13 protein-coding genes are annotated in these 12,924 nt (G+C 74.5%); 2 read left to right on the top strand and 11 right to left on the bottom strand.

Annotated elements, in window-relative coordinates:
• Positions 1–36 precede the first annotated feature (36 nt).
• Positions 37–348, top strand: coding sequence for a type II toxin-antitoxin system Phd/YefM family antitoxin (locus BUE48_RS04110; RefSeq protein WP_286988908.1), 312 nt, complete (start codon positions 37–39; stop codon positions 346–348).
• 257 nt (positions 349–605) lie between these two features.
• Here the strand turns inward: BUE48_RS04110 and BUE48_RS04105 are convergent, their stop codons facing one another.
• From BUE48_RS04105 to BUE48_RS04080, 6 genes are all read right to left on the bottom strand, one after another.
• Complete coding sequence (locus BUE48_RS04105) at positions 606–1,097, bottom strand: pyridoxamine 5'-phosphate oxidase family protein (protein WP_012851201.1); 492 nt, start codon at positions 1,095–1,097, stop codon at positions 606–608.
• A 99-nt stretch (positions 1,098–1,196) separates the two neighbouring features.
• The gene (thpR, locus tag BUE48_RS04100) at positions 1,197–1,760 is read right to left on the bottom strand and encodes an RNA 2',3'-cyclic phosphodiesterase (protein WP_286988906.1); all 564 of its coding nucleotides are present in this window, start codon (positions 1,758–1,760) and stop codon (positions 1,197–1,199) included.
• Positions 1,761–1,782: 22 nt separating this feature from the next.
• Positions 1,783–3,420: a TerD family protein gene (locus BUE48_RS04095; RefSeq protein ID WP_286988904.1), complete on the bottom strand. Its 1,638-nt coding sequence runs from the start codon at positions 3,418–3,420 to the stop codon at positions 1,783–1,785.
• 5 nt (positions 3,421–3,425) lie between these two features.
• Positions 3,426–3,995 (bottom strand): TerD family protein, encoded by a 570-nt coding sequence (locus tag BUE48_RS04090; RefSeq protein WP_012851198.1) that lies wholly within the window; start codon positions 3,993–3,995, stop codon positions 3,426–3,428.
• A gap of 349 nt (positions 3,996–4,344) precedes the next feature.
• A complete protein-coding gene (locus BUE48_RS04085) occupies positions 4,345–5,601 on the bottom strand; it encodes an MFS transporter (RefSeq protein WP_012851197.1) in 1,257 nt (418 codons plus the stop codon).
• A gap of 77 nt (positions 5,602–5,678) precedes the next feature.
• Positions 5,679–6,167 (bottom strand): MarR family winged helix-turn-helix transcriptional regulator, encoded by a 489-nt coding sequence (locus BUE48_RS04080; protein WP_012851196.1) that lies wholly within the window; start codon positions 6,165–6,167, stop codon positions 5,679–5,681.
• Between the two features lie 170 nt (positions 6,168–6,337).
• Between BUE48_RS04080 and BUE48_RS04075 the strand changes: the two genes are divergently transcribed.
• Positions 6,338–6,673 carry a DUF2530 domain-containing protein gene (locus tag BUE48_RS04075; RefSeq protein ID WP_286988900.1) on the top strand — a complete coding sequence of 112 codons (336 nt, stop codon included), beginning with the start codon at positions 6,338–6,340 and terminating at the stop codon, positions 6,671–6,673.
• 17 nt (positions 6,674–6,690) lie between these two features.
• Here BUE48_RS04075 and BUE48_RS04070 read toward each other — a convergent pair whose 3' ends face one another.
• The 5 genes from BUE48_RS04070 to BUE48_RS04050 form a co-directional block, all read right to left on the bottom strand.
• Positions 6,691–9,795, bottom strand: coding sequence for a sacsin N-terminal ATP-binding-like domain-containing protein (locus BUE48_RS04070; RefSeq protein WP_286988899.1), 3,105 nt, complete (start codon positions 9,793–9,795; stop codon positions 6,691–6,693).
• Positions 9,792–10,562: a DUF3027 domain-containing protein gene (locus BUE48_RS04065; protein WP_012851193.1), complete on the bottom strand. Its 771-nt coding sequence runs from the start codon at positions 10,560–10,562 to the stop codon at positions 9,792–9,794. The genes BUE48_RS04070 and BUE48_RS04065 overlap by 4 nt, the downstream gene beginning before the upstream one ends.
• Before the next feature lie 405 nt (positions 10,563–10,967).
• Positions 10,968–11,363, bottom strand: a complete 396-nt coding sequence (locus BUE48_RS04060) for a cold-shock protein (protein ID WP_041439303.1) — start codon at positions 11,361–11,363, stop codon at positions 10,968–10,970.
• Between the two features lie 102 nt (positions 11,364–11,465).
• The gene (locus BUE48_RS04055; protein WP_041439302.1) at positions 11,466–12,107 is read right to left on the bottom strand and encodes an HAD family hydrolase; all 642 of its coding nucleotides are present in this window, start codon (positions 12,105–12,107) and stop codon (positions 11,466–11,468) included.
• Between the two features lie 287 nt (positions 12,108–12,394).
• Positions 12,395–12,895 carry a GNAT family N-acetyltransferase gene (locus BUE48_RS04050; protein WP_286988896.1) on the bottom strand — a complete coding sequence of 167 codons (501 nt, stop codon included), beginning with the start codon at positions 12,893–12,895 and terminating at the stop codon, positions 12,395–12,397.
• Positions 12,896–12,924 lie beyond the last annotated feature (29 nt).

The raw sequence follows: 12,924 nt of genomic DNA, 5'->3' as shown, positions 1-12,924 counted from the left end.
TGTACACAATGTGCACAATTGAGATAGGGGCTGCCCATGGAGTCCGTTCCACTCCGCGAAGCGCGCAACCGCCTTGGCAAAATCTGCTTGGCCGCCTCCCATGCCGGTGTCGTCACCCGGATCACCCGCCATGGCGGTGATCCCGTTGTGGTCATGCCGTACAGCGCCTACGAAGAGCTGCAACGGCTGCGCCGCGCCGAGATCGAGCGGCGGATGCGTGAAGCCTCCGAGCACCTTGCCCGCGGTGAAATGCCACCCGGTGCCGAACGGGTCACTCGCGCGGACCTGCTGGCCGAACTCGCCGACGAGGAGGGCGCCTCCGAGACGGATGGGCAGGAGCGTGCCTGACCATCTGGTGTACGCCTATGGCACTCGGCGAGAGGCCGCCCGGTTTCCCGGCGGAGATTCACCGGGCCGCGCGCTTGGCGGGCCGAGACAGAAGCCGGGCGGTCTTCGAGGCCATGGCTTGCAGGGCACGGCACTGTCTCAACCGCGCCGTCCCCACATGTGACCTGTGGGAACGGCGTGTTGAAAAGGCTCGGTGGGGCGATGCCCAGGACCGGTACGGCGGCCCAAGGCGACGGGACACGCGGGGTTTGCTCGCGTCACTTGCGTTCGAAGCGGCGCAGGCCCTCGGCGGGGCGCCAGAGGTCGATCTCCAGGTGGTCGCCGTTGACGCGGGTGAGGACGACCTCGGTGATGTCGGCCTTGAAGAAGTGGGCGCCGCCGAAGTCGGATGCGTTCAGGCCCCGCTCCCGGAAGTAGGCGCGCAGTTCGCCGGGGTCGGTGACCTCGATGGCGCGGCCGGAGAACTTGGCGTCGCCGGGCCAGGAGGACGGGTCGTCCTCATTGGGGACGACCGAGGCGCTGTGCAGCGCGAATCTGGGGTCGCGTTGCAGGTCGCGGGCCTTGCGGGCGCCGGGCATGGAGCCGAACCACAGCTGGCCGCAGGCGAAGTCGGCCTCGATGCCGCTGATGCGCGGTGCGCCGTCGCTGCGCAGCGTGGCGATGGTCTTGTGCTTGTGGGCGTCCATCAGTTCGCGCACCCGCCGGGCGAACTCGGGCGCCGATTCGGTGACCTCCTGCCAGGTGGCCATGTCATCCTCCCCCGGGCTGCGATGCCGACAGATCCACCAGCCTGGCAGGAGGGGGTGACAAAAAGCGGCCCGCAGGCGGCGGCCGTGCGGCGTCCGGCTTCAGCGCAGGGGCCAGTCGCGGATGGTCTCATAGCGGAGGCCGGGCCGGCCCTTGCCCGGCAGGTGGCTGCGGACCAGGTGGACGGTGTCGGCCGTCCAGGTCGTCCCGGCATAGGCCGACAGCCCTTCGATCAGCGGGCGCATGTCGGTGGGGCGGCGGCTGCGGGCCAAGGTCAGGTGGGGGCGGAAGGCCCTGTGCTCGCCCACCGCGATCCCGGCGCGGCGTCCGGCGGCGTTCACCGAGGCGGCCAGCCGGGCCAGCACGCCGCGGTCGCCGTACACGCCCGTCCACAGGACGCGGGCGTGGGCGCCGCCGCCGGGGAACGCCCCGGCCCCGGCGAAGGACAGCTCGATCCTGGGGTGGCGGCCGGCGGCGCGCTCCAGGCGGGGCAGCAGGCGTTCCAGGGCGCGCTCGTCGGTCTCCCCCAGGAAGGCCAGCGTGATGTGCATCTTGTCGCGGGCGACCCACTTCAGGTCCGGCCAGTCCGCCCGGTAGGGCACCAGCAGCCGGTCGAGCTCGTCCAGGACGGCCGACGGCGGGATCAGTGCCACGAACAGTCTCATGGGCGGATCTCCTGCCGGGTCGTCAGCCGTATGAGGCGATCGCCCGGGCGTGCGCGCCGAGCACGTGGGCGAACAGGCTGGGCGGGCGGGTGCCGTCCCCGGCGTCGGGCAGCACGTCCGGGGTCAGCGTCCAGTCGGCGCCCACCCACGAGTCGGCGATGGCGCCCTCCGCCGACGGCAGGTTGTTGCAGCTTTGGCGGACGCGCAGCGCCCGCACCGATTCGGCGGCGGGGGTGTCGGTCTCCACCAGCAGCACCGGCACGCCCACCAGGGGGCCGTCCTCGACCAGGCGCATCAGGCGGTGGGCGTCCTCGCCGTCCAGGGCGGCACCGGCGTCCATGACCACCACCAGCCGCACCGGGGGGCCGGGGGCCAGCCCAGGGGGCAGTTCGGCGTCGCCGCCGATCCCGCGCAGGTCGACCAGGTCCAGCAGGCGGCGCAGCCGCTCGCCGGCGGCCGGGCCGGTGGCCACCCCGCCGCCGAGCAGGGTCTGCACGGTGAGCGGGTCGAAGCCGCTCAGCCAGGACGCCCCCGACAGCCCGGAGGCGTCGATGACCTCCAGGCCCACCAGGCCGGGCGGGACCGCGGCCAGGAAACGGGTGATCAGCGACCAGGCGTAGGCGGCCGAGTCGCCGGGCAGCGCGCCGCGGGAGATCCACACCCCGCGCCGCCAGGGCATCCGCAGCACCAGCGGGATGCGCAGGCCGGGCAGCTCGGCGGCGGTCAGCGTGCCGAGCAGGATGCCCTCGGCGACGTCCGACCGGGGCTGCCAGGTCAGCCAGGTCGCCGCGGCGAAGCTCGCGGCCTCGGCGCCGACGTGGGGTTCCACCCCGGCCAGCTCCCCGGCCAGCTGGGCGGCGTCGGCGCTCAGCCGGTCGGCCGCGGCGGCCATCAGCTCCTGATGGCGCCCGGCGGGCGCCCGTCCGGCGAGCTCGTCGTCGCGCAGCCGCAGGGCGTGCTCGGTGGCCGCCCGGTAGGCGGCCAGGGAGCGGCTGGCGTCCTCCCACACCAGCCAGCATCGTTCGACGTACCCCACCTCCGAGCGGGAGGGCCCCGCCGCCGGCTGCGGGCCGGGCTCGGCGGGGGGCGCCGGCTCGGCGGGCCGGGGAGGCGGGACGCCCATGGCCGGCTCGGGCGGCGGGGCGGCGGCCGGCTGGTCCTCGCCGGGGTCGTCGACCTCGATGCCGTGGGCGGTCAGCAGCTCGGCCAGGCCGCCGGTGTACCCCTGCCCGAGCGCCCGCACCTTCCAGCCGGTGCCGCGCCGGTACACCTCCAGGCCCAAGATGGCCCGCTCGGGGCCCAGGTCCGTGACGGTGAAGCCCGCCAGCGGGGTGCCGTCGGCGGCGGTGAGCTGCAGCCGCGGCGGCGGCACCGCGCCGAAGGAGGTCCGGCCGGTCAGGCTCACCACGATGACGACCGCCTGCGCGTCGGCCGGCACCGCCTCCAGGTCCAGCTCGATGCGCTGCCCGCCGCCGACCTGCGACCAGCGCACTCCGGCGCCCTCGGGGGCGTTGTAGAACACCAGGTCGGCGTCGGAGCGCGCCTGCAGGTCGGCGTCCACGGTCAGGGCGCTGACGTCGACCGGCACCGCGCAGGAGACGGTGGCGGTGACCCGGCGGGCGGGCAGGGGTGCGTTGGCCCCGCGCGGCAGTTCCGTCATGCGTCTTAAGCGTGGGCGGCGATGGCCGGGAGCATGTCCTGGAAGGTGCGGCCCTGGGCGGGCTCGCCGATGGCGTTCATCTTCCAGCCGCCCCCGTGCCGGTACAGCTTGGCCATCACCATGCCGGTGTGGGCGCCGCCGCCGGTGAGGGTGTAGCGGGCCAGCTCGGCGCCGGTGGTCTCGTCCACCAGCCGGCAGAAGGCGTTCTCCACCTCGTTGAAGGTCTGCCCGTTGAAGGAGCTGACGGTGAACACCAGCGAGGTCACGTGCACCGGCACCCTGGTCAGGTCCACGATCACCGACTCGTCGTCGCCGTCGCCGACGCCGGTGAGGTTGTCACCGGTGTGCCGCACCGACCCGTCGCTGCTGGTGAGCTTGCCGAAGTAGACCACGTCCGCCAGCTGGCCGTCGGCGAACAGCAGGCAGGAGGCGTCCAGGTCGATCTCCCGTTCGCGGGAGCCGAAGAAGCCCCGCTTTTTGACCGCGTCCCAGCCCAGGCCCATCCGGACCATGCTCAGTGTGCCCCCGGGCTTCTCCAGTGAGATCCGCTGGCCCTTCACCATCGAGACGGTCACGCCCGTCGCCTCCTCGCTTCTTGCTCCGCCGTCCGGTCCCACCCTCGCGGTCCCGACCGGCGCCCCGGACGGGGAGGGCAGTCCAAGCCTGTCAGCCTGCGCCGGTCGCTGTCACCCGGATTCGTCATCCGGATTTCGCCATCCGGATTCACCGTCCCGAACCGGTCGTCTCCGCTCGCCCGGACGCCGCGCCGCATGGGACCACCGCGGGCGGGCCGTGCTCGCGCGGAAGCCGAACGGCTCGGCCGCGTCTATTCCAGTCAACGGCAGGTCTGGGCTTTCGGTTCCCCTTCGAGCGAGGCACCGCCCGGCCGGATGCGGCCACCGGGCGGGGACCGGCGCCCGGGTTTCAGGCCGTGCTCCTGCGGAGGTTCCTCCACAGGGAGCGCTCGAGGCCGGCTTTGACCTCGTCCCGGAGCCTGCCGCGCGGGACGGCCAGGACGGTCACCGCCAGGGCGGCCAGGAGCGCCACGACGCCGCCGGCGACGATGCCCATGCGCGGGCCGAAGTGCTCGGCCAGCCACCCGATCAGCGGGGCGCCCAGCGGGTTGGTGCCCAGGAAGACGAACATGTACAGGCCCATCACCCGGCCGCGCATCTCCGGCGCCACGTTCAGCTGCATGGTGGCGTTGGCGGTGGTGGTGACCGTCATCAGGGCCAGGCCGGTGGGCACCAGCAGGATCAGGAACGACCAGTAGGTCGGCATCAGCCCGGTGGCGATCTCCAGCAGCCCGAACAGCAGCGCCGCCGACAGCAGCAGCCGCATCCGGGGCCGGGTGCGGCGGGCGGCCAGCAGCGCGCCGGTGACCGAGCCGACCGCCAGCATCGTCGAGGCCAGCCCGAAGGAGGAGGCGCCGACGCCGAACACCTCGCGGGTGACCAGGGCCATGGTGACCTGGAAGTTCATGCCGAAGGTGGCCACGAACCCGATCAGCACCAGCACCAGCAGCAGGTCCCGGCGCCCGCGCACATAGCGCAGGCCCTCGCGCAGCTGGCCCTTGGCGCGCGGCACCTGCTCGGCCGGGTGCAGCTCGGCGGTGCGCATCGCCAGCAGCCCGAAGATCACCGCCCCGAAGGACAGGGCGTTGAGCAAGAACACCGGGCCGGTGCCGATCCAGGCGATCAGCACCCCGGCCGCCGCGGGGCCCACCACGCGGGCGCCGTTGAAGGTGGCGCTGTTGAGGGCGATCGCGTTGGGCAGGTCCCGCCGTCCCACCATCTCGATCACGAACGACTGGCGGGCCGGGTTGTCGATCACGGTGGCCATGCCCAGCCCGAAGGCCAGCGCGTACACGTGCCACACCTGGGCGGTGCCGGTGAGCGCCAGCACCCCCAGCACCAGCGCCAGCAGGCCCATGGCGGCCTGGGTGGCCAGCAGGATGCGCCGCTTGGGGTAGCGGTCGGCCAGCACCCCGCCCCACAGCCCGAACAGCAGCAGCGGCAAGAACTGCAGGCCGGTGGTGATGCCCAGGGCGGTGCCGCTGCCGTGGGTGAGTTCCAGCACCAGCCAGTCCTGGGCGACCCGCTGCATCCAGGTGCCGGTGTTGGAGACGACCTGTCCGGAGGCGAACAGCCGGTAGTTGCGGACGCGCAGCGAGCGGAACATCCCGCCCCGCTCCCCGTCCTGTTCCGGTTCGTCCGGTTCAGGGGGGATCTTCTGGCGGGTGCGCCCGGCCGGGGGCGTCAGGACTTGCTGAGCCGGTCCAGGATCGGCGCCGCCTGGCGCAGGATCTCCCGCTCCCGGGGGGTCAGTTCGCTCAGGCGCCGCGACAGCCAGGCCTCCTTGCGGCGGCGTTCCTCCCGCAGCAGGTCCACTCCCCGCTGGGTCACGCGCAGCACCACCTGGCGGCCGTCGGTCGGGTGCGGGCTGCGTTCCACCAGCCCCTGCTCCTCCAGGGCGGCGATCACCCGGGTCATGGAAGGGGGCTGCACCTTCTCGTGGTCGGCGAGCTCGCGCGGGGTCATGGCCCGGTGCCGCTCCAGCGCCGCCAGCGCGGCGTGCTGGGAGATCGTGAGCCGGGGCTGCCGGGGCGAGCCGTGCGGGCCGGTCCCTTCGGTGGCGCTCACCGAGCGCAGTCTTCGCGACAGGCGCGCGATGGAGATGCGCAGCTCCTCGGCCAGTCCGGGAGGCGGCTCGACGGGCTGTGGGTCCTGGTGCGTGTTCATGTTCATTAGCAGAAGTCATTACCTCGGCTAACGACTATGGGCGGCCGGCTATTCCGCCCGCGCGCCGGCCGGGAATGTGACTTCGGCTTCCCTCCCCGCTCACCCGTGGTCTGCTGGGACGCAAACCATGCTCCCACTCGGGAAACGACCACCGCGCATCTCGTAGCCTGAGCTTCATGACACGTCCACGGCGTCCGGATCCCCCTCCGCTGCGGACCGACGACCGGCTGGTGGCGGCGGTGGGCACCGTGGCCTGGGCGATCGCCCTGGTGGTGCTGCTGATCGTGGACTTGCCGGAGGACGCCCGCTGGTGGCTTTGGGTGTGCGTGGTCGGCGTCGCCACGGGGATCTTCGGCTACTGGTACCTGCCCCGCCTGCACCGCGCCCGCGCCGCCGCCCTCGAACGCCGCGCACTCAGGGAGGGCCAGGGCCGGGCCGTGCCCGCCGCCCCTCCCGGGGCCACCGAGGCGTCCCGGGCCGCCGCCCACCGGGCGCCCGAGGACCGGGCCTGAGCGTCCCCCACCGGCGGTCAGGGCTCCAGGTCCCGTTCGGCCAGGACGACGGGGAGGGCCGCGGGGTCGCGCAGCACCGCCTCCAGCAGCAGGCGGTCCCGCCAGCGTCCGGCGGCCCAGGCCAGTGCGCGGGCCAGCCCGGCGGGACCGGAGGCGTGCACGATGCCGGTGTCCTCCTCATACCACCACGGCACCGGACGGCCGGAGACGACCAGCGGGTCGTGGGCCAGGTACTCCTCGGGAAGGTCCGCCTCCCCCCAGACCTCCCAGACCTCCGGCGGGACCTTGCGCGGCGTGCCCGCCGACTCCACCGCGGCGGGCATCTCCTCACTGGCCAGGGCCAGCTCCAGCGCCTCGGCCAGCGCCACCGCCCGGTCGTAAGGGGCGATCACCAGGGGCTGGTCGGCGACCAGCGGGAGCAGCGCGGGGGTGTCCACGACCATGGCGTCCTCGGCCGGCACGACCTCCGGCACGCCCGCCACCAAGGCCCGGACCCGCTCGGGCGGCTCGGCGAGCGGTGCGTCCCCTCGGGCCGCCCACTCCGCCAGCGCCGCCCACAGCCGGCGCAGCAGGGGGCGAGGCACCGCGCGGGCCGGGTCGGCCAGCCGGTCCAGCAGGTCGGCGGCGCCGCCGGGCTCGGCCAGCAGCTCCTCCAGCGAGCCCCGCACGCCCAGCGCCCGCGCCAGCCGCGGGTCCAGCCCGGCGGGCGCCGGATCGTACAGCCCGGCCAGCTCGCCGGCCTCGCGGGCGCGCAGCTCGCCGGGGCGCCGCCCGCCCAGGACCGGCCGCCCCCGCAGCCACCAGGCCGTGTAGGAGGGCACCGCCACCCGGCGTCCGTCGCCGAGCACCACATGCGCGGGATCGACCACGGCCGCCCGCAGCGGGGGCTCGGCCAGCAGCCGCAGCGCCGCCGGCCAGTCCTCCACCAGTTCCAGGTCGCGGACGGCCACCAGTTCCGGCAGCTGCGGCGGCAGCTCCTGCGGGCCGAGCAGGTCCAGCACGTAGCGGGCCCACTCCTCCTCGCCGTCCAGCTCCAGCAGCGGTTCGTCGGCCAGGGCCGCCACATCGACGTCCTCGGCGCGGGCCACGGCGAAGCCGCGCAGCACCCCGGCCGCCTCCAAGGTCTGCTCCCCCCAGCGTTCGACCAGGCCGGGGGCGACGGTGCCGAACGGGGCGTCGGCGGCCATGATCTGGTGCAGCGGGCTGCCGGGCAGCAGCAGCTCCCCGGCCGGGTAGAACTCCCCGTCCGCGCCGGTCAGCGTCAGCTCCGCCAGCCAGGGCTCCTCCCCCGCCCGCAGCCCGGCCGCCGCCACCAGCCCCAAGACGGCCTCGGCGATCGGCTCGGGGTCGTCGGCGTCGAAGGAGCCGGCCACCGCCGCCCGCACCGCCGGCTCGGCGAGCACCCGGCGCGGCCCGGCCTCCACCGCCCCCAGCCGCACCAGCAGCGGGTGGACGGCCTCGGGGTGGACGAACCGCAGCCCCAGCACCTGCAGCGGCTCGGGGTCCAGGTCGGCGGAGGCGATCAGCAGGCCGCGGGGGCCGCGCACCGTGCGGCCGTCGGCCAGCGGCACCGGCAGCGCCCCCAGCGCGTCGGCGTCGCAGCGCGCCGCGGCCAGCTCCGCATACAGCCGCCGCCACCAGGCCGGTTCCCGCTCCAGGCCGGCCAGCAGGTCGACCACGTCGGCCAGGGGCAGGTGCCGCACGCCCAGCGTCTGCAGCGCCGGATGCCCGGCGGGCCAGCCGGCCGGCAGCAGGCCGGGCAGCACCTCGGCGAGCAGGTCCAGCAGCCCGGCGGTGCCGTCCACGGCCACCACGTCCCGGCCGCGGGCGCGCACCGGCTCTTCCGCCTCACCGGCGGGGCCGGGCGCGGCCACGGGCAGCAGCGGGGCCTGCGGCAGCCGCTTTGCGATCTCCCGGCGCAGCCGCGCGTCCAGCTCCCCGGCCGGCAGCCCGCCGGGGACCAGCGACAGCAGGCGGGGGGTGGCGGGCAGCGCGCGCAGCAGCCGGACATAGGCCGCAGCGGCCTGTTCGATCAGGAAGTCGGTCAGCGGCCCGGAGGCCACGTGCCGCCGGTCGGGGGCCAGCGGGAATGTGGCGATCAGCAGCGCGGGAACGCTCAGCCGCTCGTCGCTGGGGGTTGGTGCGTGCAGCACCTGGGGCACGTCCTCGGGCAGCCGCGGCGACCCCGCCCCCCGGTGGGGGCCGAGGAGGTCCAGGGCCGGGGCGCCCGCCCCCTGCTGCGGCTCCGCCGGGTCGGGGACGGCCCAGCGGACCTGCCAAAAGGGCCGGGCGCGTTCCTCGGTGGGCCGGTCGGCCAGCAGGGCGGCATCGAGCGTCCCCTCCGCCAGGACCGTCCGCCACCGCACGCCGTCGATGTCCACGGTGCCGTCCGGCCGGTGCTCGGCGGTGATCGTCCGAGTGGCCCCCTCCAGGTCGATCTCCACCGCCCGCAGGCTGGGCAGCGCCAGCATCAGCGCCGGCCCCACCTCTTCCAGCTGCCGTCGCACCAGGGCCTCGGCCGCGGCGTCGCGCAGCGGCAGGCGCACCACGGTGTCGAAGCCGGCCTCGGGCTCGGGCAGGCGGGCCGGGAACGGCAGCCGCAGCAGCGGCACATGGCCGCCGCGGCGGTCCAGTTCGCCGGCCAGCGCCGGGACGCCCGCCACCAGTTCCCGGGTGCGCCGCGCCGACCAGGCCACCGCGGGCCCGCCGGCGGCGGGGCCGATGCACGGCTCGTCGCTGACCGCGGCCACGGCGGCGAACCCCACGCCGAACCGTCCCACCGCGCCGGGCTCGTCCCGTTTGGCCGAGGCCCGCAGCGTCGACAGCGCCTCGACCCCGGCGGCATCCAGCGGCGCCCCGGTGTTGGCGGCCGTCAGCACGCCTCCCGACAGGCGCAGCCGCAGCCGGCCGCCGACGCCGGCGCGCAGCGCGGCGTCGGCGGCGTTCTGCGCCAGCTCGACGATCACCCGGTCGCGGTAGCCGCCGAGGGCGTGGTCCTCCTCGGCGTTGGCGTCCTCCCGGAAGCGGGCCGGGGAGGACTCCCAGGCCTGCAGCACCCGCCGCCGGATCTCCGCCGTGCCGTAGGGATCATCGGCGGGGCCGGGGGCCGGCGCGCCGTTCAACGGCGCTCGGCGGCCCCTTCGCCGGCCGCCTCATCGCCCGCCTGCTCGTCCGTCTCCTCGGTCAGCGCGGACACCGGCATCAGGTCATAACCCATCTCGTCGACGATCGGCGGCGGCGCCTCGGAGGCGGGCGGCACCACCACCGCCTCCGAGTGGGCTCCGCAGCCGTGGTCGGCGGAGACCACCCGGCCGTCGTCGGGGGCGTACTCGTTGGCGCACACCCCGAACATCTGCCGCAGCTCCCCCGACAGCGGCACGTAGAACCCGCAGGTGGAGCACTGGGCGGGGGCGGAGGCGGCGATCGGGGTGCGCGGCCCGGCCGTCCCCTCATACCAGCGGGCGGCGGCCTGGGCGCGTCCCTCGGCCGACAGCACCCGGACCCGTCCCAGCCCCAGCTCCCACTGCACCTGCCGTTCGGCCTCATCGGAGGTCTCGGTGTAGCCGGGGGCCAGCCGGGGGTCGTCGGCGGGGGTGGGCAGCAGGTCGCCGGGGCCCAGGTCGCCGGGGCGCAGCCGTTCGATCCACGGCACCCACGGCGGCGGCATCAGCGCCCCCTCGCCGGGGACCAGCACGCACTCGTTGACCGTCACCACCTTGGCGCGGGCCGCGCGGACCACGGTGACCGCCCACCGCCATCCCTTGTAGGCGGGGTCCAGGCAGGCGAAGTAGTGGGTGAGCACTCGGTCGCCCTCGGCCTGCATCCCCAGGTGCTCGCCCACGGGAGTGGGGTGGGCGGTCTCCTCGGCGGCCCGGCGGGCGAGATCCACCGCCTCCGCGCACGCAGGGTCGACGGCGGGGGTACGGGTCCGGCGCGAACGCGTCGCACCGGTCGAGGTCGATCTGGGTTGACGCAGAGGGCTCACCCCTCGATTCTCTCCCATCAGCCGGTATGGCCCGGCATCCCGGATCGTCAAGGACGGCGGCGGCGCCGTCGGTCCCCACCGGCGGCGCACCCGGCCCGCCCCCGCGGCGGGCAAGGTCCCGCAAACCCCGATGACCTGGGCGTTCAAGCGACCATCAGAGCCGGACGGCCCATGGCGTCATGCGTCCCGAAAAGCCGGAAGCGCCCGTCGGCCCCCACCCGGAGGACCGACGGGACCCGGTGTCAACGAACCTTCCCCGCCGCGCGGCCCCAAGGCCCGGGGACGGGCGGGTGCGGCGTGCGGGAGGGCTCAGGGATGCAGATCGTCGGCGAGGGCGCGCAGCACCGTGGCGATCTTCTTGGACTCGGCCGGGGAGGGGTGCTTGCCCCGCCGGTAGGTGTTGGAGATGCCGTCCAGCAGCTTGATCAGGTCCTCGATGATCGGCACCATCTCGTCGGGCTTCTTGCGCCGGGCCTTGGCCACCGACCGCTCCACCGAGGGCAGGGGATCGAGCGTCCGCACCGACAGCGCCTGCTGCCCCCGCCGGCCCTCGACCACTCCGAACTCCACGCGCTGGCCGGTTTTCAGCGAGGTGACGCCGCTCGGCAATGCGGAGGAATGCACGAAGACCTCACCGCCGTCGTCGCGGGTGAGGAAGCCGAATCCTTTACCGGCGTCGTACCACTTGACCTTGCCAGTGGGCACAGGTGACCTCATCCAGCTCTCGCTACGAATTGGGCTCAAGAGTAATGCCTCACCGCAAACGGGTGAACACATATACCGGTGGCCGCGATCGAGCGGCCCAGGTCACCGGGCGGCGGGGACCGTCCCGGCGAGCCAGGCGGGGAATGCGGCCAGATCCTCCAGCACCACGTCGGCGCCGTGGGCGCGCAGTGCCGCGGCGTCGAAGGGGCCGGTGGCGACCGCCACGCTGCGCGCCCCGGCGGCGCGGGCCGCGTCCACGTCCGCCAGGTGGTCGCCGACATAGACGCCTGCGCCGTGCTCACGCAGCGCCTCTCCCTTCTCGGTGCCGAACAGACCGCCGATGACCGCATCGACCGGCAGGCCCAGGGCCGCCACGGTCGCCTCGGCATGCCGCTGGCTCTTGGCGGTCACCACGATCGCACGCCCGGAGTGCTCCCGCACCGCCTGCACCGCCTGCAGCGCCCCGGGCATCGGGGTGCTGACGGGCACCGCGATGTCGCCGTACAGCTGCCGGTAGCGCGCCGCGGCGGCGGGGATCTGCGCGGGCGGGAACCAGTGCGCCAGCTCCCGCTCCAGCGGCGGGCCCAGGCGGGCGATCACGGTGGGGACGTCGATGAACACCCCCGTCTCGGCCGCCAGCGCCCGGTAGGTGGCGGCGATGCCCTCCCGGGTGTCGGCCAGGGTCAGGTCAAGGTCGAACCCGACGGTCAGCGGGGCGGTCACAGGCAGGTGGAGATCCGGCACATCCCCAGCGTATGCAAAGGGCGGGTCGATCCGCCGGGCGCCGGCGTCCGCAAGCCCGCGCCCTCCCGGTAGTGGCGATGCGACGGGATCCGAGCGGGAGGGCGCGGGAGCTGTGCGAAATGTCAACCGCCCGCAATCAGGTGTTCCGTACGTCCGAAACCAGCGTTCGGCATCGGCGTCCATACCCGCCGCCCCACCGCTCAACCATGCCCGTCCCGGCCCGGCCAAATGCGCTTTTTCAATCACATGGGCTTGAGCGGTGCAAACGAAGACCTTGGAGCGCCCGGTCAGCCGGCGCACCACTCCTCCCAGGAGATGTCCTGGCCGGGATACCGCACATTCTTGAACGGCCAGGTCACCGTGGCCCATTCATGGACGAACTCGGCCAGTTCCCGCTCCAGGCCGGTGCCGGCCTCATCCGAACGCACCCAGAACACCACGCCGGCGTCCACCTCCGGCAGCGAACGGGGCGGCGGGGCGATGTGCACCCGGCCCAGCAGCCGCTCCTCATCGGCGGTCAGCACCGCGAAGGTGAACGACCGCCGCAGCTGGCCCTCCTTCTGCAGCCAGCCCAGATCCACCAGGGCCTGCTCGAAGTCGTAGCCGGGGGCCGGCCAGCCGAAGTGGGCGCCGAAGCGCTCCCACAGCCGCTCCCGGCTGCTCATGACCGCGTCGTAGTCCTTGACCACATCGTGCACGCCGATCGGGCGGATCCGGAAGCGCTGCCCGGCGACCAGGGTGGGCACGACGAAGTCATCGGGCACGAAGGCCACCTCGACCCCTTCCATAGACGTTCCAGGCGCGATCACGGCCTCCT

The sequence above is a fragment of the Thermomonospora sp. CIF 1 genome (genome assembly GCF_001896795.1).
In the GTDB taxonomy this organism is placed as follows: domain Bacteria; phylum Actinomycetota; class Actinomycetes; order Streptosporangiales; family Streptosporangiaceae; genus Thermomonospora; species Thermomonospora curvata.
Note: the sequence above shows the minus strand (reverse complement) of the source record. Positions and strands in the feature narration are given on the sequence as shown.

Coding starts and splice junctions, on each gene's coding strand:
- BUE48_RS04050 (WP_286988896.1), bottom strand. CDS start 12,895: ATGGAAGGGGTCGAGGTGGCCTTCGTGCCCGATGACTTCGTCGTGCCC.
- BUE48_RS04075 (WP_286988900.1), top strand. CDS start 6,338: ATGACACGTCCACGGCGTCCGGATCCCCCTCCGCTGCGGACCGACGAC.
- BUE48_RS04095 (WP_286988904.1), bottom strand. CDS start 3,420: ATGACGGAACTGCCGCGCGGGGCCAACGCACCCCTGCCCGCCCGCCGG.
- BUE48_RS04105 (WP_012851201.1), bottom strand. CDS start 1,097: ATGGCCACCTGGCAGGAGGTCACCGAATCGGCGCCCGAGTTCGCCCGG.
- BUE48_RS04085 (WP_012851197.1), bottom strand. CDS start 5,601: ATGTTCCGCTCGCTGCGCGTCCGCAACTACCGGCTGTTCGCCTCCGGA.
- BUE48_RS04080 (WP_012851196.1), bottom strand. CDS start 6,167: ATGAACATGAACACGCACCAGGACCCACAGCCCGTCGAGCCGCCTCCC.
- BUE48_RS04110 (WP_286988908.1), top strand. CDS start 37: ATGGAGTCCGTTCCACTCCGCGAAGCGCGCAACCGCCTTGGCAAAATC.
- thpR (WP_286988906.1), bottom strand. CDS start 1,760: ATGAGACTGTTCGTGGCACTGATCCCGCCGTCGGCCGTCCTGGACGAG.